The organism is Pantoea sp. YR525 (genome assembly GCF_900116775.1).
Taxonomy (GTDB): Bacteria; Pseudomonadota; Gammaproteobacteria; order Enterobacterales; family Enterobacteriaceae; genus Pantoea; species Pantoea symbiotica.
In genome coordinates, this window is the sequence record NZ_FPBU01000003.1 from 475,402 (window position 1) to 495,482 (window position 20,081).

17 protein-coding genes and 1 other RNA gene are annotated in these 20,081 nt (G+C 56.1%); 12 read left to right on the forward strand and 6 right to left on the reverse strand.

What is annotated here, in order from left to right:
• Positions 1-3: 3 nt before the first annotated feature.
• Positions 4-627, forward strand: a complete 624-nt coding sequence (gene argO, locus BM323_RS08620; RefSeq protein ID WP_008108266.1) for an arginine exporter ArgO — start codon at positions 4-6, stop codon at positions 625-627.
• On the opposite strand, the gene BM323_RS08625 is transcribed toward argO, so the two are convergent.
• Positions 624-2,882 carry an FAD-dependent oxidoreductase gene (locus tag BM323_RS08625; RefSeq protein ID WP_036649488.1) on the reverse strand — a complete coding sequence of 753 codons (2,259 nt, stop codon included), beginning with the start codon at positions 2,880-2,882 and terminating at the stop codon, positions 624-626. The two genes, argO and BM323_RS08625, sit on opposite strands and share 4 nt — an antisense overlap.
• A gap of 57 nt (positions 2,883-2,939) precedes the next feature.
• Here BM323_RS08625 and BM323_RS08630 point away from each other — a divergent pair, with 57 nt between their 5' ends.
• Positions 2,940-3,638, forward strand: coding sequence for an IclR family transcriptional regulator (locus BM323_RS08630; protein WP_008108263.1), 699 nt, complete (start codon positions 2,940-2,942; stop codon positions 3,636-3,638).
• Here BM323_RS08630 and BM323_RS08635 read toward each other — a convergent pair.
• Positions 3,625-4,932, reverse strand: coding sequence for an MFS transporter (locus BM323_RS08635; RefSeq protein WP_091003665.1), 1,308 nt, complete (start codon positions 4,930-4,932; stop codon positions 3,625-3,627). The genes BM323_RS08630 and BM323_RS08635 overlap by 14 nt on opposite strands.
• 218 nt (positions 4,933-5,150) lie before the next feature.
• Here BM323_RS08635 and BM323_RS08640 point away from each other — a divergent pair, with 218 nt between their 5' ends.
• Positions 5,151-5,879: an oxidative stress defense protein gene (locus tag BM323_RS08640; protein WP_008108260.1), complete on the forward strand. Its 729-nt coding sequence runs from the start codon at positions 5,151-5,153 to the stop codon at positions 5,877-5,879.
• A gap of 103 nt (positions 5,880-5,982) precedes the next feature.
• Here the strand turns inward: BM323_RS08640 and BM323_RS08645 are convergent, their stop codons facing one another.
• On the reverse strand, positions 5,983-6,888 hold the full coding sequence (locus BM323_RS08645) for a LysR family transcriptional regulator ArgP (protein WP_008108259.1): 906 nt from the start codon (positions 6,886-6,888) through the stop codon (positions 5,983-5,985).
• Between the two features lie 181 nt (positions 6,889-7,069).
• On the opposite strand from BM323_RS08645, the gene rpiA reads away from it, so the two are divergent.
• Positions 7,070-7,729 carry a ribose-5-phosphate isomerase RpiA gene (gene rpiA / locus BM323_RS08650; RefSeq protein ID WP_008108258.1) on the forward strand — a complete coding sequence of 220 codons (660 nt, stop codon included), beginning with the start codon at positions 7,070-7,072 and terminating at the stop codon, positions 7,727-7,729.
• A gap of 279 nt (positions 7,730-8,008) precedes the next feature.
• Positions 8,009-9,247 carry a phosphoglycerate dehydrogenase gene (gene serA, locus BM323_RS08655; RefSeq protein ID WP_008108257.1) on the forward strand — a complete coding sequence of 413 codons (1,239 nt, stop codon included), beginning with the start codon at positions 8,009-8,011 and terminating at the stop codon, positions 9,245-9,247.
• Between the two features lie 38 nt (positions 9,248-9,285).
• On the opposite strand, the gene BM323_RS08660 is transcribed toward serA, so the two are convergent.
• The 3 genes from BM323_RS08660 to zapA form a co-directional block, all read right to left on the reverse strand.
• A complete protein-coding gene (locus tag BM323_RS08660) occupies positions 9,286-9,882 on the reverse strand; it encodes a 5-formyltetrahydrofolate cyclo-ligase (RefSeq protein ID WP_008108256.1) in 597 nt (198 codons plus the stop codon).
• A gap of 73 nt (positions 9,883-9,955) precedes the next feature.
• A non-coding RNA gene (gene ssrS / locus BM323_RS08665) (6S RNA) lies at positions 9,956-10,139 on the reverse strand.
• 39 nt (positions 10,140-10,178) lie between these two features.
• The gene (gene zapA, locus BM323_RS08670) at positions 10,179-10,508 is read right to left on the reverse strand and encodes a cell division protein ZapA (protein ID WP_007890288.1); all 330 of its coding nucleotides are present in this window, start codon (positions 10,506-10,508) and stop codon (positions 10,179-10,181) included.
• A 170-nt stretch (positions 10,509-10,678) separates the two neighbouring features.
• On the opposite strand from zapA, the gene BM323_RS08675 reads away from it, so the two are divergent.
• The 7 genes from BM323_RS08675 (at position 10,679) to gcvP (ending at position 20,018) form a co-directional block, all read left to right on the forward strand.
• Positions 10,679-11,260, forward strand: coding sequence for a YecA/YgfB family protein (locus tag BM323_RS08675; protein WP_008108255.1), 582 nt, complete (start codon positions 10,679-10,681; stop codon positions 11,258-11,260).
• A 50-nt stretch (positions 11,261-11,310) separates the two neighbouring features.
• Positions 11,311-12,633: a Xaa-Pro aminopeptidase gene (gene pepP, locus BM323_RS08680; protein ID WP_008108254.1), complete on the forward strand. Its 1,323-nt coding sequence runs from the start codon at positions 11,311-11,313 to the stop codon at positions 12,631-12,633.
• Positions 12,630-13,808 (forward strand): 2-octaprenyl-6-methoxyphenyl hydroxylase, encoded by a 1,179-nt coding sequence (gene ubiH / locus BM323_RS08685; protein ID WP_008108253.1) that lies wholly within the window; start codon positions 12,630-12,632, stop codon positions 13,806-13,808. Before pepP ends, ubiH begins: the two co-directional genes overlap by 4 nt.
• Positions 13,809-13,828: 20 nt before the next feature.
• Positions 13,829-15,031: an FAD-dependent 2-octaprenylphenol hydroxylase gene (gene ubiI / locus BM323_RS08690; RefSeq protein WP_036649467.1), complete on the forward strand. Its 1,203-nt coding sequence runs from the start codon at positions 13,829-13,831 to the stop codon at positions 15,029-15,031.
• Between the two features lie 508 nt (positions 15,032-15,539).
• On the forward strand, positions 15,540-16,637 hold the full coding sequence (gene gcvT, locus BM323_RS08695; protein ID WP_008108251.1) for a glycine cleavage system aminomethyltransferase GcvT: 1,098 nt from the start codon (positions 15,540-15,542) through the stop codon (positions 16,635-16,637).
• 21 nt (positions 16,638-16,658) lie between these two features.
• A complete protein-coding gene (gene gcvH / locus BM323_RS08700) occupies positions 16,659-17,045 on the forward strand; it encodes a glycine cleavage system protein GcvH (RefSeq protein WP_008108250.1) in 387 nt (128 codons plus the stop codon).
• A gap of 99 nt (positions 17,046-17,144) precedes the next feature.
• Positions 17,145-20,018, forward strand: a complete 2,874-nt coding sequence (gene gcvP / locus BM323_RS08705; RefSeq protein WP_008108249.1) for an aminomethyl-transferring glycine dehydrogenase — start codon at positions 17,145-17,147, stop codon at positions 20,016-20,018.
• Positions 20,019-20,081: the final 63 nt, after the last annotated feature.

Below are 20,081 nucleotides of genomic sequence, written 5' to 3' on the forward strand. Positions count from 1 at the left end.
TCCGTGTTATCTGTTTATTTACAAGGGCTTGCTCTTGGTGCTGCGCTGATTCTGCCGTTAGGTCCGCAAAATGCTTTCGTAATGAATCAGGGCATCAAACGCCACTACCATTTGATGACCGCATCGCTGTGTACCGTCAGCGATATTGCTCTGATCTGCGGTGGGATTTTTGGCGGCAGCGCGCTGTTGAATCAATCGCCTTTCTTATTGATGCTGATCACCTGGGCGGGCGTGGCATTTCTGCTGTGGTACGGCTGGGGCGCGCTGCGCAGTGCGTGGAAGGGCGATGTTTCATTGGCATCTGACGCAGAGCTGAAACAAGGGCGCTGGCGCATTATCGCCACCATCCTGGCAGTCACCTGGCTCAATCCGCATGTCTATCTCGACACCTTTGTGGTGCTCGGCAGCCTCGGTAGCCAGCTTCCCTCTGAAGATGCGCGTCGCTGGTTTGCATTTGGCACCGTGAGTGCATCAATCATCTGGTTCTTCGGCCTGGCGTTGCTGGCGGCGTGGCTGTCGCCACGGCTGCGCACCGTGCGGGCGCAGCGCATTATCAATCTGCTGGTCGGCGGCGTGATGTGGTTTATCGCCATTCAGCTGGCGCGTCAGGGCATTGCCGCTCTCTAATGCAGATGTAATCCGTACAGTGCGGGCAGCGCGCCCGCACTGGCGAGCAACTCCAGCCGAATCTGGCTAAAACTCACGCCTTCTGGCACCGCGTGATGACACAGCGAGTGATGATTTTCCGTCACCTCAGCCAAGAGCATCTCATCCAGCCATACCCGGTAATGCGTGGTGCAGTGCGGCGTCACCGTCTGTGCGTGCCCCATTTGCACCGTTTCCATCGCATGATCGAAGTCGTTGTCGAACAGCAAAGTAATCTGTTTTGCCCGCTGCGGCTCGTTCCAATGCCAGCACGCGTTGGGATGCGCATCATCCTGCGCTGGCACCCAACAATTGGTGTGCTGTTCCGGGCGTAACTTGCCGTTGAGCAGATAGTCGCGGTGCCAAAGTTGCAGCGGTGTTTCCAGCGCAAAAGCCAGCAGGATTTGCTGCGGAGCACGGCGCGGCAGCCAGAAATCAAACTCATCAACGCCGTAATCGCCATCGTTAATCTGCCGGGTGCGTTTCGCCACGCGCGGATTCAGACTGTTGAAGACCATCATCACGCCCGGCAAACGCTGGCTGGTCAGCGCAAACTCAATCGCGGCATTCTCCTCAAAGGCGATAAACACATAGCGATCGCAATCGGCTCGATAATCAAAGCTCAGTCGATAGGTGGCTTGTTGATTCACCGTGATGTTCTGCGTGGCCAGATGGCAATCGCCGCAGGTATTCGCCGGATTATCGCTGGTGAGCAGCGATACCTGTAATTTCTGCGCATTTGCGGCGCGAAGCTGCACGTTGATCGCAGGCAAACGTTCGCCCGCTTTGAGCGGCAGTAGCAACGCACAGCGGGATTTCAGCGGCTGCCAACCGGCATCGGCGGGCAGGGCGCGCAGTTGTAAGGTGCTGCTCACTGTGACGTGCGCATCATGCGCGGGGTTCGCCAACGGATGTCGTGGAATAAACGCACCCTGACGCAGCAGATGCTGCTGTAGCTGGCCAACGCGGTCCGGCTGCGCCAGCTCGGCGGGCGTGATCTGCTGCTGCTGACATAGCGCTGCCGTGCGACCCACCACTTCGCCCAGCACGCCGCATGTGCACATGACACGTGCGCTGCCAAAGGCGACGTGCGTAGCGGAGATCAGTCGGCCGGTTAACAACAGGTTATCCAGCGACTGGCTGTAGAGCGCGCGGAAGGGAATGGTGTAAGTGCCTTTGCTGTGGAACTGACGACAGCCATCGTGTTCGCTGTAAACGCCGTCGGCCGGATGCAGATCAATCGACCAGCCGCCATATGCCACTGCATCGTAGTGATCGCGCTGTTCGATGATGTCCTGCTGGCAAAGCAGGGTATCGCCGAGAAAACGCCGACTCTCGCGTTTGCCGGGAATCAGGCCAACCCATTCGATGGTGAGGTTATCGGCATCGGGGAATTCGCCGGAGTTTTTGATGTAATCCCACACGCCCCAGACAATTTTCCACAGCTCCCACTTGATGGTTTCGCTCTCGTGCACGGTATCGAGCCGTCCGCCCCATTCCAGCCACCATAAATCACAGCCGTTCAGTTCTGAGCTCAGGCGTTTATAGCGCGGAATGGCGGTGATCTCTTTCAGTGCGAAAGAGGGCGCAACGAAGCGTACTGGTTGCGCTGCGCGCTTGGTGTAGAAGTAAATGGAATGCCCGAGCTTGTGGCCAAAATTTTCCCCCGGCGCCATCTTCTCGCCAAACTCCTCCACAGATTCCGCGCCCACGCGATGCGCCGCACCGGCCAGATAGCCCAACACGCCATCGCCGCTGGCATCGATAAACTGTGACGCCGAAACCTGATAACGCGTTTGATTAATGGCATTGAATGCCTGCACTGACTGCAAGCGGCGGCCAGATTTTTCGATATCGGTAACAACCGTATTGAGCAGCAAAGTCAGGCCGGGCTGCGCCTGCACCATGTCCAGCAGCACCATATCGAACAGCACCGGATTGCCCTCTTTGTTGCGCCACAGGTTCTCCTCCATGATTTCGCCCATGATGCCGCCTTCGCGCGCCCAGCGATTGTTATTGCCCATGTGCGAGGTAGCGCCGTTGGCCCACAAGCGCACTTCGCTGGAAGCGTTGCCGCCCAGTACCGGACGATCCTGAATCAGCACCACATCAAGGCCATCGCGTGCGGCGGCGAGCGCGGCACACACGCCCGCCAGTCCGCCGCCGACGATCACTAACTCCGCTTGTAGCCGTTGTTGCGGAAAGTCGCGCACATTTTGCGTAGAGAAAGTCTGCATCATTTCATTCCTCTGACTCTAAGGCTAAGATTGGATTTTGCCCGCCGCAGGTGATCTATGTCTTCTCAACCCAACCAAAGCCTGATTGACGGTATTCGCTGCCTGCAATATCTGGTTTCCAGTGATAAAGCCGTGGGTTGTCGTGAACTGGCGCGCCAGATGGGGATGAACAGCACACGTGTAAATCGACTGCTGATGACCATGGCATCGATTGGACTGACCACGCAGGATGAGCATCGACGCTATTTGCCCGGCCCCGGCATTCACGCGCTGGCGGCACAAGCGATTCGCGGATCTTCGCTGTTTGCGCAGGCGTTGCCGCAGCTGGAACTGCATGCGCCGCGCGATATCGTGGTGGCGCTGGGCGTGCTGTGGGAGGATCAGGTGATCTATATCTGGCACTCGGAGCCCGGTGAACGCATCAACGCCAGCCAGGCGCTGGCCGGTTTCCGCATGCTGCCCGCATGGCAATCGGTGATTGGCGTGTCGTTGCTGGCGGCGGAAAGCGATGAGGCGCTGCGTCCGCGTTTTAGCGACGAACAGTGGCTGCAAATCGCGCCGCTGCTGGCGCGTAAGCGTGCTGAGGGTTACCTGATTTGGCATCGCGATGACGGTGAAATCAGCATGGCGCAGCCGATTGATAACAACCGTGCGGCGCTGGCGTTCGCCAAAATCTGGCAGGACGATGAGGCGCACCTCGCGCAGCGGCTGCAACAGCTGCAATCGCTGGCGCAAACCGTCATCACTCCGCGCTAACATGATCGATTTTCCCGACAATAAACAGGTAACTGCAGATGCCAATCGCCGCCAGCACGGCGATAAATGCCAGTGCTGGCGCAAAGTTATCGCCATCGATTAACGCACCAATAGCAATCGGCACCGCGATGGAGGAGAGCGCGCCGGTAAAGTTAAATACGCCGCCCGCCAGACCAATCAAATGGCGCGGTGCCAGCGCCGTGACAAACACCCACGTAATGGTCGCCAGGCCGTTGCCAAAGAACGCCAGCGACATAAACAGGATGATCAGCGTGGAATCATCGGTATAGTTGGCTCCAAGGATAAACAGCGTCAGGAACAGGCCGAGGATCACCGGTAGCTTGCGCGCCACACTGGCGGAGACACCGCGACGTATCATGCGATCCGAGGCAAAACCGGCCAGCAGCACGCCGCAGAAGGCGGCGAAGTAGGGCACCGAAGCCACGTAACCGCTTTTGATGAAGCCCATGTGGCGATACTCCACCAGATAGGTCGGGAACCAGGTGAGGAAGAACCAGAAAGTGGCAGAAATGGTGAACTGGCCAAAATAGATGCCGACCAATTTGCGACTGCGGAACATCTGCGCCAAATCGCCCCAGCGCGCTTTGGACTGCTGCGTATTCTGCCTACTTTCCAGCAGCGCACCGTTGTCGCGCAGATAGTTGAGCTCCGCTTCGGATACGCCTTGATGCTGATTCGGCTCGCGGTAGAGCCAATACCACACCAGCGCCCAAATCATCCCCGCAACTCCGGTAATCAAAAACAGCCCGCGCCAGCCAAACGCATCCTGCAGATGAAACAGCAGCGGCGTCATGCAGGCGAGGCCGACAAACTGTGCTGAGGAGTAAATACCGATCGCACTGGCGCGCTCTTGCTCCGGGAACCAGCTGGAAATTACCCGATTGTTGGAGGGCATCACCGGCGCTTCAAACGCGCCCACGCCGAGCCGAAGACCAAACAGCGCGCCAAAGCTATTAGCAAGTGCATGCAACGCGGTGATCAGCGACCAGGCAAACAAACCGACGCCATAGACCACGCGCGCGCCAAGGCGGTCGATGAGGAAGCCGCCGGGGATCTGCAGTGCAGCGTAGATCCAGCCGAAAGCAGAGAAGATCAATCCCATCTCCATCGGTGTGAAGCGCAGTTCGCCCGCCATTGCGGTAGCGGCAACCGACAGGTTAGTACGATCCATGTAATTGATAATGATGTTAATAAACACCAGACCGAGCATCAGAAAGCGCGTGCGTCCAGCGCGAACGCTGACGGCAGCTTGGCTAAGCGGCTGTTCTGTCATTGGCAACTCTCCCGAACCCAGAAGTGTTTCTTTAATAGAAACGTTTAAGTGTTTTTTTGGCGAATCTGTACCGCTAAATTTGCGATCGCGGCGAGGTTAAAACAGCAGAGTGCCCGAACTTTTTGCTGAATCAAAACTCAGAGCATCACGCATGGTAATGTGTTTTGGGTTTAGCCATAGTGGCGACCTGCAAATTGAATCCCTCAAGGAGGACTTTCGTGAAACTGAAAGCACTGGCGCTGGCCGCCGTAATGAGCACCGGCGCACTGTCCGGTTTAGTTCAGGCAGGCGAATTGCCGAATGGACCGCATGTGGTGACGTCTGGACAGGCAAGCGTTGATGCCACGCCTGATATCGCCAGGCTCGCTATTGTGGTGAGTGTTTCGTCGAAAGACGCGGCGGAAGCGAAAAAGCAAGCTGATGACCGCGTGGCGCAATATTTCGATTTCCTGCAAAAGAACGGTATTGAGAAAAAAGATATTGATGCGGCAAACCTCAGCACGCAGCCAGAGTACGATTACACCAAAGAAGGTAAGTCGGTACTGAAAGGCTATCGTGCCGAGCGTCAGGTACAGGTAACGTTGCGTCAGCTGGACAAGCTGAACGAGCTGCTGGATGGCGCGTTAAAATCTGGCCTGAATGAAATTCGTTCGGTTGAACTGGGTGTCGCAAATCCGGACAGCTATAAAGAGAAGGCGCGTAAAGTGGCGATCGCCAATGCTACGCAGCAGGCCAATGCGCTGGCAGAAGGGTTTAACGCTAAGTTAGGTTCGGTTTACAGCATCCGCTATCACGTTGCGAACTACCAGCCGATGCCGATGGCGCGCATGTATAAAGCTGCCGCTGCACCAGCCGATACCACCGCGCAGCAAACTTACGAGCAGCAGAGCATTCACTTTGACGATCAGGTGGATGTGGTGTTCGAAATCAAACCGAATACGCCGTAAGTCTGTTTACCAGGTCGCCATTAATGGCGACCCTACGGTTATTTGTTGGGATTTTCGTTAGGTGCGCATACATGCGCACCTGCAATCATATGCAACGCATTGCTTAAACGGGCAACACATCCTGACGCAGCACGCGATGTCCGTGCGCAATCAGCGCATCGGTCACGCTGCGCATCAAACGACTTTCCGGCGCAAACCGGTGCCAGTACAGCATCCGACGCTGATACAGGCCTGGCGTCAAATCCACCAGCTCACCCTGCGCTAACTCGCGCTCAATTTGCAGATGCGGAATCATACAGCACACCGAACCCTGACGCGCCAACTGCACAAAGGCTTCTGACGAGTTAACGATGTGGCAAGGCACGCTGCCCGGCGACAGGTCAAAGTTCTGCTGTAAAAACGCCTGGTGCATATCATCCAGATGATCAAACGCCACCGCCGGCGCTTTCAGTAGCGCAGAGCGCGTCACGCCATTTGGGAAGTAACGTGCAGCAAAATCAGGTGAGGCGCAGAACAGATAATCGAGCGCGCCCAATTGATCCACTAAGCAGCTTGGCAGCGGCTGCGGCTGAATACTCACCGCGCCGACCACTTCACCACGACGCAGACGTTCCTGCGTGCGGGTTTCATCTTCTACCTGCAAATTCAGGCGCACCGGCGAATCGGCCAGCACATCTTTCAGCGCGGGCAGCAGCCAGGTTGCCAGACTGTCGGCGTTGACCGCCAGCGACAGCAACAGCGGCGTGGTTCCACCGTTATCATCACCCAGCCACTCCTCTTCCAGCAGCTCAACCTGATGCAACAACGCCAGTAACTTTTGTCCCTGCTCGGTCGGACGCGGCGGCACGGTGCGCACCAGCAGCGGCTGACCAAATAAATTTTCCAGCTGTTTAATTCGCTGTGAAACCGCAGATTGGGTAATGCAGAGTTTTTGTGCCGCACGCTCAAAGCCGCGCTCGCGAATCACAGCATCCAGCGCCTGAAGCGTTCGATAATCCGGGCGTTTCATTGTTGTTCTCTCTCGTTCAGGGTGGACGTTACTATGCCATAAAACTGTCAAATTGTGCTGCGGCGCATTTTTGCGGGCTGGCTTCCAAAGCGTTAAATCGGCTGTCTAACAGTCGCGCTTTTTTACAGCGCCTTGTTTTATACTACGCGCACTTCGATGTCGCACAGGTTTTAAACATACCATGACCCAGGATGAACTGAAAAAAGCGGTAGGTTGGGCAGCGCTGCAGTACGTAGAGCCCGGCACCATTGTCGGCGTAGGTACCGGATCAACGGCGGCGCATTTCATTGATGCACTCGGCACCATGAAGAATCAGATTGAAGGCGCAGTTTCCAGCTCGGAAGCCTCGACGGAGAAACTGAAAGCGTTAGGCATTCACGTCTTTGATCTCAACGAAATTGATGAGCTGTCGGTTTACGTTGATGGCGCCGATGAAATCAATCCGCAGATGCAGATGATTAAAGGCGGTGGTGCAGCGCTGACGCGTGAGAAAATCGTTGCGGCGGTGGCGAAGAAATTCATCTGTATTGCCGATGCATCGAAAGAAGTCGATGTGCTGGGTAACTTCCCGCTGCCGGTTGAAGTGATTCCGATGGCGCGTTCCTATGTGGCGCGTGAACTGGTTAAACTCGGCGGCTTGCCGGAGTATCGCCAGAACGTCATTACCGACAACGGCAACATTATTCTCGACGTGCATAATCTGCGTATTCTCGATCCCATTGAGCTGGAAAAAACCATCAACGCGCTGCCTGGCGTGGTGACCGTTGGCCTGTTTGCGGGACGTGGCGCCGATGTCGCGCTGATTGGCACCGCTGACGGCGTGAAAACCATCGTAAAATGATCTGTCCGGCGCGCGTAATGCGCCGGTTATTTCCATCCGCAAAACATCTTTTCTCGCCAGGCTGAAATTTGGTGACTTATGTCACAAAAGATTCATCAGCAGTGAGTTCGTACTTCGTCCACTCAGGATGTCACGATTTTGTACGGCATTGTGCTGTCTCCGCGTGGGCGCGTGCTGGCTCCAAGGCAATCGTTTGTATTGCTGCGCACGAAATTTTTGATATTTTGACAGAAGGCTACCTTATGGTAGTCCTCATTGAATTCTGAATAGGGTCGGGAAATGGCAAAGGTATCACTGGAAAAAGACAAGATTAAGTTCCTGCTGGTGGAAGGCGTTCACCAGAGTGCGCTGGAAAACCTGCGTGCAGCAGGCTACACCAACATCGAGTTTCACAAAGGGGCGCTGGATGCGGAGTCGCTGAAATCCTCCATCCGCGATGCGCACTTCATTGGTATCCGTTCCCGTACCCAACTGACCGAAGAGATTTTTGCTGCCGCAGAAAAGCTGGTGGCAGTCGGCTGTTTCTGTATCGGTACCAACCAGGTTGATCTTGGTGCTGCGGCAAAACGCGGCGTGCCGGTGTTCAACGCACCGTTCTCCAACACCCGTTCAGTTGCTGAGCTGGTGATTGGCGAAATGCTGCTGATGCTGCGTGGCATTCCGGAAGCTAACGCCAAAGCGCACCGTGGCATCTGGAATAAAGTCGCCAACGGTTCTTTTGAAGCACGCGGTAAGAAATTGGGCATCATCGGCTACGGCCACATCGGCATGCAGCTGGGTGTGCTGGCAGAAAGCCTCGGTATGCACGTGTTCTTCTACGATATTGAAAGCAAGCTGCCGCTGGGTAACGCGACGCAGGTGCGTCATCTCTCCGATTTGCTCAACATGAGCGACGTGGTGAGCCTGCACGTTCCTGAAACGCAATCTACCCAGAACATGATTGGTGCCGAAGAGCTGGCGCTGATGAAGCCAGGCGCGCTGCTGATCAACGCCGCGCGTGGTACCGTGATTGATATTCCGGCGCTTTGTGATGCCCTGGCGAACAAACATCTCTCCGGTGCCGCCATCGACGTGTTCCCGGTTGAGCCTGCAACCAACAGCGATCCGTTCAACTCTCCGCTGTGCGAGTTTGATAACGTGATCCTGACGCCGCACATTGGCGGTTCAACGCAGGAAGCGCAGGAAAACATCGGAATTGAAGTGGCTGGCAAGCTGGCGAAGTATTCGGACAACGGTTCAACACTGTCTGCGGTTAACTTCCCGGAAGTCTCGCTGCCAATGCATGCGGCGAGCGCGAGCCGTTTGTTGCACATCCACGAAAACCGTCCAGGCGTGTTGACGGCCATCAACCTGATCTTTGCCGAACAGGGCATCAACATCGCGGCTCAGTATCTGCAAACTACGCCGGTGATGGGTTATGTGGTTATTGATATCGATGCGGAAAAAGATGTAGCGGATAAAGCGCTGCAGGCGATGAAGGCGATTCCGGGCACCATCCGCGCCCGTCTGCTGTACTGATTAAACTGGGCGCCATTGGCGCCCTTTGTTTTTCCTGCTTACGCTTCCCATTGCCACAGTTTAGATGGCGTCAGTATTGCGGGTAGCGGCACATCCCATGCGGCGACCGGCAGCGCTTCTACGCGTTGACAATCATGTGCGATTCCCACCGGAAGAAAACCATGCTGCTGCCAGTGATGCAGCGTGCGATCGTAAAATCCGCCACCCATTCCCAAACGTTGACCCGCATGATCAAACGCTACAAGCGGCACCAGCATCACATCGAGTTGATCCAGCGTTGCCAACTGCGTGATGTCTAACGGCGGTTCCGGAATGCGTAGCTTATTTGGCGTGAGTGAAGTTTCTGGCGTGTAACGGATAAACAACAGATTGCCAGGCGAGAAGGGATGGAGCACCGGTAAATAGACCTGCTTTTTCTGCTGCCACAGTTTGGCGATCAGCGGGCGGGTGTTGATCTCTCCATCGACAGACAAAAACAGCGCAATGCGTTGGGCATTAGCGATCGGCGCAATGTTGATGGCGTGTTCAGCCAACTGATCGGCGGCCTGTTCCTGTTGTTCAGACGTGAGATTGCGGCGCAAATGGCGCACGTGCTGACGGATTTCTTGACGGTCGAGAAGTGAGGGCGCTGACATGATATCCCCGGCAGATTGGGCTGTTTCCAGCACTATATCATGCGAACCGGGGGATGCAGATTGGAACTAAATGGAGATCTCCGAGATGCCGCCGCAGGCTGTAACCCTTGAACCCTTGGTTCAAGGTGAACATGCCGTCACAACTATTAGGCTTCTCGGACGGACCGAGCATGCGCACAAATTGTGGAGCGTCACATTCTGTTGGTATGAAATATCGGCTCAGGGGACTGGCCCGCTTGCAAACATCTCAGAGAAAATTTACTTCACCGTCACTCTAGCATGAGGACCATGAAGTGTTATTCAAAATTAGGGCCCTGGCGGTCAGTTATGCGACCTTGCTCTACTAACGCTTGTTCAATGGTCTGCTGCAGCATGCGGATACGTTGTTCCATGTTTGCTGCATAGTCGCGCGTCTTACCTTTCTCTTGTGCCAACTCGTGGCAGATGTTTAACGCGGCGATGAACACCAGTTGCTCTGTATTGGTGACTCTAGTGCGAACTTTTAAATCTTGCAACCGTTGATTGAGATCCTCTGCGGCCAGATTCAGCGCATCTTGCTGTTCAGGCGGGCAATTCACTCTTAACGAACGACCAAAAATTTGAATATCTACTGGTTGTGCAGACATGCCACCATCCTAACTGATTACTTCGATCGCATCTCCCTTACCGGTCAATGGGTTGGGAGGTGCGAAACTATATATACCCGAGTTATAAGTTACAACCCCTTTTCTGGAAACCCAGAGGCACCTGGTGGTAGCATAACACGAACTTATTCCGCCAACGACGACCAAAGCTTATGTCTTTACAGAACGCAACGCCGAGTTACAACGCGCTGGCCGCGGCCCTTTCACAGCAGGGCGTGGGCATGACGCCAGCCGAAATGCATGGTCTTCTTTCCGGGATTCTGTGCGGCGGCAATCAGGATACCAGCTGGAAAACCATGGTTCACGATCTCACCAACGAAGGCATGGCGTTTTCGCAGAGCCTGTCTCAGCCATTGCAAGCGCTGCATGAAAGCCTGGCGACCACGCTGGAAGACGAAGGCTTTATGTTCCAGCTGATGTTGCCGGAAGATGATGACATCACGGTATTCGATCGCGCGGATGCACTGGCCGGTTGGGTAAACCACTTCCTGCTCGGTTTGGGCGTCACTCAGCCTAAGCTGGAGAAAGTGACCGGTGAAACCGGTGAAGCGATTGACGATCTGCGCACCATCGCACAGCTTGGCTATGACGAAGATGAAGATCAGGAAGAGCTAGAGCAGTCGCTTGAAGAGGTGATTGAGTACGTGCGTGTTGCCGCTCTGCTATGCCATGACACTTTCACGCGCCAGCATCAGCCAACGGCACCAGAAGTACAGAAACCTACGTTACACTAAGCGCGTCAATGCGGGCGCGTTGTGGCCCGTCTTCAACAGGGAGTGCAAACATGATTACCTTGGATACGTTTCAACAACGTCGTCAGGCGCTGATTGCCCGCATGGCGCCAGGCAGCGCTGCATTGATTTTTGCTGCACCTGAAGTGACGCGCAGCAACGACACCGAATACAACTTTCGGCAAAACAGTGACTTCTGGTATTTCACCGGTTTTAACGAACCGCAGGCGCTGCTGGTATTGATTAAAAGCGATGATAAGCACAATCACAGCGTGCTGTTCAATCGCGTGCGCGATCTCACCGCTGAAATCTGGTTTGGCCGTCGTCTGGGACAAGATGCGGCCCCCGCAAAACTGGGCGTAGATCGTGCGTTGCCGTGGGATGACATTGGCGAGCAGCTGCATCAACTGCTTAACGGGCTGGATGTGGTTTACCACGCGCAGGGCGAATATGCTGAAGCCGATCGGCTGGTGTTCAGCGCGCTGGAAAAACTGCGTCGCGGCTTCCGTCAGAACCTCAGTGCGCCGGATACGGTTACCGACTGGCGTCCGTGGGTGCATGAAATGCGCCTGTTCAAAAGTGCGGAAGAGATTGAGATTCTGCGCCGCGCTGGCAAAATCAGCGCGCTGGCGCACACGCGAGCGATGCAAGCCTGTCGTCCCGGCATGTTTGAATATCAGCTGGAAGGCGAAATTCATCACGAATTCAATCGCCACGGCGCGCGTTTCCCCTCATACAACACCATTGTCGGTTCCGGCGAAAACGGCTGCATTCTGCACTACACCGAAAACGAATGTGAGATGCGCGATGGCGACTTAGTGCTGATCGACGCAGGCTGTGAATTCCACGGCTACGCGGGCGATATCACTCGCACCTTCCCGGTTAACGGCACCTTCAGCGAGCCGCAGCGTGCTATCTACGACATCGTGCTGGCCTCGCTCTACAAGGCGCTGTCGATGTTCCGTCCGGGCATCAGCATTCATGACGTCAATGACGAAGTGGTGCGCATCATGATCACCGGGCTGGTCGATCTCGGCATTCTGGATGGCAACATCGATACGCTGTTTGAAGAGCAGGCGCATCGTCCGTTCTTCATGCACGGTTTGGGCCACTGGCTGGGGCTGGATGTGCATGATGTTGGCCATTACGGCACGCCAAGCCGCGACCGCTTACTTGAGCCGGGCATGGTGCTGACCGTTGAGCCTGGCTTGTATATCGCGCCAGATGCCAAAGTGCCGCCACAATATCGCGGTATTGGCATTCGCATCGAAGATGACATCGTCATCACCGCTGACGGCAACGAAAATCTCACCGACAGCGTAGTGAAAGACGCCGACGCGATTGAAGCCTTGATGGCGGCGGCACGTCACGCATGAGCATTTTGATTGCCGGCGGCGGTATGACCGGTGCGACTCTGGCGCTGGCGATTTCACATCTGACACAAGGCCAACTGCCGGTTACCCTGATTGAGCGCAGCCAGCCCGATAGCCGCGCACATCCCGGCTTCGACGGACGCGCGATTGCTCTGGCGGCAGGTACTTGCCAGCAGTTAGCGGATATCGATCTGTGGCGCTCGCTGGCCGATTGCGCCACGCCAATTACCGATATTCACGTTTCCGATCGCGGTCATACCGGCTTTGTTTCGCTTAAAGCACAAGATCATCAGGTTCCCGCGCTCGGCCAGGTGGTCGAACTGTTTGATGTCGGCCAGCGACTGTTTCAACGCCTGCAGAAAGCGCCAGGCGTCACGCTGCGCTGCCCGGATCACGTTACCTCGGTATCGCGTACGGCGGATAATGTGCAGGTTATGTTGAACAGCGGCGAACAACTGGAAGGCGCATTACTGGTGGCCGCCGACGGTGCGCGTTCACCTTTAGGCGCGTCCTGCGGCATCACCTGGCAGCGCGACGATTATCAGCAGCTGGCGGTGATTGCCAATGTGTCGACGCAGTTGCCGCATCAGGGCCGCGCTTTTGAGCGCTTTACCGAGCACGGCCCGCTGGCGTTGTTGCCGATGTCCGACAACCGCATGTCGCTGGTGTGGTGCCATCCGCTTGAGGCGCAAGCAACCATTAAGCAGTGGGACGATGCCACTTTCCTGCAAGAATTGCAGCGCGCATTTGGCTGGCGGTTGGGGCGTTTAACGCATACCGGTCAACGCGAGCATTATCCGCTGGCGCTGCAAACCGCCGAACGTCAGGTGACGCATCGTCTGGCGCTGGTGGGCAACGCGGCACAAACGCTGCATCCGATTGCCGGACAAGGCTTCAATCTCGGTCTGCGCGATGTGATGTCGCTGGCAGAAACGCTGGCGGGCGCACATCGTCAGCAGCAAGATCCCGGCAGTTTCGCGGTATTGCAGCATTTTGCCGCGCGACGTCAGCCGGATCGTGCCGCCACGGTTGGCGTCACTGACGGTTTAGTCCGACTGTTTGCTAACCGCTATGCGCCGTTGGTAGCAGGACGAAATCTTGGGCTGGTGGCAATGGACCATCTGCCTTGGCTACGAAATCCACTTGCCGCGCGCACGCTCGGCTGGGTTAAGCGTTAAGCACGAATTAAGGGGCAGCAATGCAAACTTTTGATGTGGCAATTGCCGGAGGCGGCATGGTGGGTTTGGCCGTCGCCTGCGGACTACAAGGCAGCGGCTTACGCGTTGCCGTGCTGGAAAAAGCACCCGAGCCACAGTTTGATCCGGCGGCCAATGCGTCGATTCGCGTCTCCGCCATCAACGCTGCCAGCGAGCGCCTGCTGCAAAAGCTCGATGTCTGGTCGAGCATTCTGGCGCTGCGTGCCAGCGCCTATCACGGCATGGAAGTGTGGGATCAGGATAGCTTCGGTTCGATCAGCTTTGATGATGAGCAGCAGGGTTTATCGCACCTCGGTCATATCATTGAAAATGAAGTGATTCACAGCGCGTTGTGGCAGCGCGCCAGTCAGAGCAGCGATATCACGCTGTTTGCCCCGGCACAGTTAAAGCAAGTGGCGTTTGGCGATAACGAAGCCTTCATTACGCTGCAAGATGGCAGCATGATGAGCGCCCGTTTGTTGGTGGCTGCCGACGGCGCGAATTCGTGGCTGCGTGACAAAGCAGATATTCCGCTGACCTTCTGGGATTACGAGCATCACGCGCTGGTGGCAAACATCCGCACCGATATGCCGCATGATGCCATTGCGCGTCAGGTGTTCCATGGCGACGGTATTCTGGCGTTTCTGCCGATGCAGGATCCGCATTTATGCTCGATCGTCTGGTCGCTCTCGCCGCAGGAAGCGGCGCGCGTGCAATCGATGCCGGAAGCGCTATTTAATCAGCAGCTGTCGGTGGCGTTTGATATGCGCCTTGGCTTGTGTCAGGTCGAGAGCGAACGTAAAACCTTCCCGCTAACAGCGCGTTATGCGCGTAACTTTGCCGCGCACCGTTTGGCGCTGGTCGGCGATGCCGCCCACACCATCCATCCGCTGGCAGGGCAGGGCGTGAATCTTGGATTTATGGATGCAGCTGAATTAATTGGTGAAATTCGCCGCCTGCATCAGGAAGGCAAAGACATCGGGCAGCATCTCTATTTGCGTCGCTATGAGCGCAGCCGCAAGCACAGCGCGGCGATGATGCTGGCAGGAATGCAAGGTTTCCGCGAACTGTTTGCCGGCACCCATCCGGCGAAAAAGCTGCTGCGTGATGTTGGCCTCAAGCTCGCCGATACTTTGCCGGGCGTCAAACCGCTGATGCTGAAACAGGCGATGGGGCTTAACGATCTACCCAACTGGATACGCTAATCACCTCTGTATCCCCGGTGCGCATGAATGCGCACCCTATAAACTCCCACCAAATATCCGTAGGGTCGCCATTCATGGCGACCGTTCAACTGACACCCATTACGCCCAAATCAACCTCACCTTTCTCTGCTGCACCGTAATAATGCAGCGCTGCACCGCAATCGCGCCTCGTTTGATTTATTCTAATTTTACCCCTTAATTCGCATTAGATTAATTCATGACAAAGCCCTGCGCACGCCGGACCATTTCTTAAACCTGCGGCGTCTATTCCCTCAATTTGCTGCATGAAAGTAATTTAGTCGTATTTTGTGCGAGGCTAATCACAATAACGCAGTGATTTATGCTAGTGGCTGTTCGGTGGCTCATTGAAAGGTGGTAGTGTTTCGCCCTCGTTTTCCTCATGGTTAATTGCCGCATTAGGTGATAACTTCAGCATAAAGAGAACGTTTGCGTCAGCCTTCTAAGGCGACGCAGGCGCGTCACACTCACTTGTATTCACAGGATGGTTATGACTCAGCAAACGCCTCTATTCGAACAGCATCAGGCAAGCGGTGCGCGCATGGTGGACTTCCACGGTTGGATGATGCCGCTACATTACGGCTCGCAAATGGATGAGCATCACGCGGTGCGTAACGATGCCGGCATGTTTGATGTTTCCCACATGACCATCGTCGATCTGCGCGGCGCACGTACCCGCGAATTCCTGCGCTATCTGCTGGCGAACGATGTCGCCAAGCTGACCCAGCCGGGCAAAGCCCTGTATACCGGCATGTTGAATGCCTCCGCTGGCGTCATTGATGATTTGATTGTTTACTTTATGAGCGAAGATTTCTTCCGTCTGGTGGTGAACTCCGCCACGCGTGAGAAAGATTTGGCGTGGATTAAACAGCATGCGCAGCCGTTTGGCGTGGAGCTGACCGAGCGTGACGATCTGGCGCTGATTGCGGTGCAAGGTCCAAACGCGCAGCAGAAAGCACAAACGCTATTTAGCGCCGCTCAGCGTGATGCTGTTGCCGGGATGAAACCTTTCTTTGGCGTGCAGGCAGAAAACCTGTTTATCGCCACCACCGGTTACACCGGCGAAGCGGGTTATGAGATTGCCATGCCTGCTACTGAAGCCGCCGCTTTCTGGCAGCAGCTGTTGGCCGCAGGTGTCAAACCGGCGGGGCTCGGCGCGCGTGACACGTTGCGTCTGGAAGCGGGCATGAACCTGTACGGTCAGGAGATGGATGAAGGCGTTTCGCCGCTCGCCGCCAATATGGGCTGGACCATTAGCTGGGAACCTGCCGATCGCGATTTCATTGGTCGTGATGCCCTGCAGGCGCAGCGCGAGCACGGCACCGAGAAGCTGGTTGGCCTGGTGATGACCGAAAAAGGCGTGCTGCGCAACGGCTTAACGGTGCGTTTCACCGATCAACAAGGTCAGCCGCAGCAAGGTATTATTACCAGTGGTTCCTTCTCACCAACCTTGGGTTACAGCATCGCGCTGGCGCGTGTGCCGGCCGGAATTGGTGAGCAGGCGATTGTGGAAATCCGCAACCGTGAAATGCCAGTAAACGTCACCAAACCGATTTTTGTTCGCGCCGGTAAGCCGGTCGCCCAGTAATTTTTTCAGGAGAAATGGCCAATGAGCAATGTGCCAAGTGAATTGAAATACCGCGATAGCCACGAGTGGGTACGTAAAGAAGCCGACGGCACCTTTACTGTTGGTATCACCGAACACGCACAGGAACTGCTGGGTGATATGGTGTTTGTCGATCTGCCAGACGTTGGCGCCACTTTCGCGGCCGGTGATGACTGCGCCGTTGCGGAGTCGGTGAAAGCAGCTTCAGACATCTACGCGCCACTGAGCGGTGAAATTGTTGCGGTGAATGACCAACTGGGCGATTCGCCAGAGCTGGTGAACAGTGCGCCGTACGCCGATGGTTGGCTGTTCCGCATCAAAGCCAGCGACGCGTCAGAGCTCGACGCCATGCTGGATGCTGATGCCTACAAAGCCGCGATCGACGAGTAACCGGTAGTTTTAGAAGGTGACGCGCTGCGCCACCTTCTTTTTTATCTGCCTGATTTAACGCCATTTTTGTAACCCAGCCCGATTCAGGATTTACTGCAAATGACCCAGACTCTCAGCCAGCTTGAACACAACGGTGCTTTCATTGAGCGCCACATCGGTCCTACGCCGGAACAACAGGACTTAATGCTGAAAGCGATCGGTGCCAGTTCGCTCTCTTCATTGATTAGTTCTATCGTGCCAGCCGATATCCAACTGCCTGGCCCGCCGGCAGTGGGCGACGCCGCGACCGAGCAGCAAGCGCTGGCAGAGCTGAAAGCCATTGCCAGTCAGAACCAACGCTACAAATCCTGGATCGGCATGGGCTACAGCGCGGTGATCACACCGCCGGTTATCCTGCGTAACATGCTGGAAAACCCAGGCTGGTACACCGCATATACGCCGTATCAGCCAGAAGTGTCACAGGGCCGTCTTGAGGCGCTGCTGAACTTCCAAACCCTGACGCTGGATCTGACCGGTCTTGATATCGCTTCCGCGTCACTGCTGGATGAAGCGACCGCGGCTGCCGAAGCGATGGCGATGGCCAAGCGCGTCAGCAAACTGAAAACCGCTACCAAATTCTTCATCGCCAATGACATCCATCCACAGACGCTGGATGTGGTGCGCACCCGCGCAGAAACCTTTGGTTTTGAACTAATTATTGATAGTGCTGACAAGGTGCTGGATCACGACGATCTGTTCGGCGTATTGCTACAGCAGGTTGGCACGCACGGTGAAGTGCACGATTACCGCGCACTGATTGCCGAGCTGAAAAGCCGCAAAGTGGTGGTGAGCGTAGCCGCAGACTTCATGGCGCTGGTGCAGTTAGAAGCGCCAGGCAAGCAGGGCGCAGATATCGTCTTCGGTTCTGCCCAGCGTTTCGGCGTGCCGATGGGTTACGGCGGACCACACGCCGCGTTCTTCGCCAGCCGCGACGAGCATAAACGCTCAATGCCTGGCCGCATCATTGGTGTATCGCGCGATGCCGCCGGTAACACCGCGCTGCGCATGGCGATGCAAACCCGCGAGCAACATATCCGTCGTGAGAAAGCCAACTCCAACATTTGTACATCGCAGGTGCTGCTGGCGAATATCGCCGGTCTCTACGCGGTGTATCACGGTCCGGTTGGTCTGAAACGCATTGCATCACGAATTCACCGTCTGACCAGCATTCTGGCGGCGGGCCTGCAAAACGGTGGCCTGAAGCTGCGTCACAACAGCTGGTTCGATACGCTGACGGTTGAAGTGGCCGATAAAGCGGCGGTGCTGAACCGCGCGCAGAGCTTTGGCGTCAACCTGCGCAGCGATATCCACAATGCCGTCGGCATTACGCTGGATGAAACCACCGCACGTGAAGATGTGCTGGCGCTGTTCGCGATCCTGCTGGGCGATGCGCACGGCCAGGACATTGATGCGCTGGATGCCGCCGTTGCTGCGGAAAACAGCGCGATTCCGGCGGGTCAGGTACGTGAGAGCGCTTTCCTGACGCATCCGGTGTTCAACCGTCATCACAGCGAAACTGAGATGATGCGTTACATGCACAGCCTGGAGAAGAAGGATCTGGCGCTGAACCAGGCGATGATCCCACTCGGTTCCTGCACCATGAAACTCAATGCCGCAGCGGAGATGATTCCGATCACCTGGCCGGAGTTCGCCGAACTGCACCCATTCTGCCCAGCTGAGCAGGCGTCGGGTTATCTGCAGATGATTGCCCAGCTGTCGCAATGGCTGGTGCAGCTGACCGGCTACGATGCGCTGTGCATGCAGCCCAATTCGGGCGCACAGGGCGAATACGCGGGTCTGCTGGCGATTCGTCGTTATCACGAAAGCCGCAACGAAGGTGGACGTAATGTCTGCCTGATCCCAAGCTCGGCGCACGGCACCAACCCGGCATCTGCGCAAATGGCGGGCATGTCTGTGGTGGTAGTGGCCTGTGATAAACAAGGCAACATCGACCTCGGCGATCTGCGTGAGAAGGCCGCACAGGTCGGTGAGCAGCTGTCGTGCATCATGGTGACCTATCCGTCAACGCACGGCGTTTATGAAGAAACCATCCGCGAAGTGTGCCAGATCGTGCATCAGCACGGCGGCCAGGTGTATCTCGACGGCGCCAACATGAACGCGCAGGTCGGTATCACCACGCCAGGTTACATTGGAGCGGACGTATCGCACCTTAACCTGCACAAAACCTTCTGCATCCCGCACGGCGGTGGCGGTCCAGGCATGGGCCCAATCGGTGTGAAAGCGCATCTTGCGCCGTTCGTGCCGGGTCACAGCGTAGTGCAAATTGATGGCGTGCTGACGCAACAGGGCGCGGTTTCTGCCGCACCGTTCGGTAGCGCATCGATTCTGCCAATCAGCTGGATGTATATCCGCATGATGGGCGCGGAAGGCCTGAAACAAGCCAGTTCGGTGGCAATTCTGAACGCCAACTATATCGCCAGCCGTCTGCAATCTGCTTATCCGATTCTGTATGCCGGCCGCGATGGCCGCGTGGCGCACGAATGTATTCTCGACATTCGTCCGCTGAAAGAGCAGACCGGTATTAGCGAGCTGGATATTGCTAAACGTCTGATCGATTACGGTTTCCACGCGCCAACCATGTCATTCCCGGTGGCGGGAACGCTGATGGTTGAACCAACGGAATCAGAAAGCAAAATCGAGCTGGATCGCTTTATTGATGCGATGCTGGCGATCCGCATGGAAATCGATCGTGTTGCTGATGGCGAATGGCCGCTGGAAGATAACCCGCTGGTGAACGCGCCGCATACGCAGACAGAAATCGTCGGCGACTGGGCGCATCCGTACACCCGCGAACTGGCGGTGTTCCCGGCCGGCAGCGCTAACAAATACTGGCCGACGGTGAAACGTCTGGATGATGTATTTGGCGACCGCAATGTTTTCTGCAGCTGTGTGCCAATGAGCGGATATATTTAGGCTAAAGTTACGGGTAGTATTTATGAAGGGCCGATTATTCGGCCCTTTTTTTTGGAGGCAAAA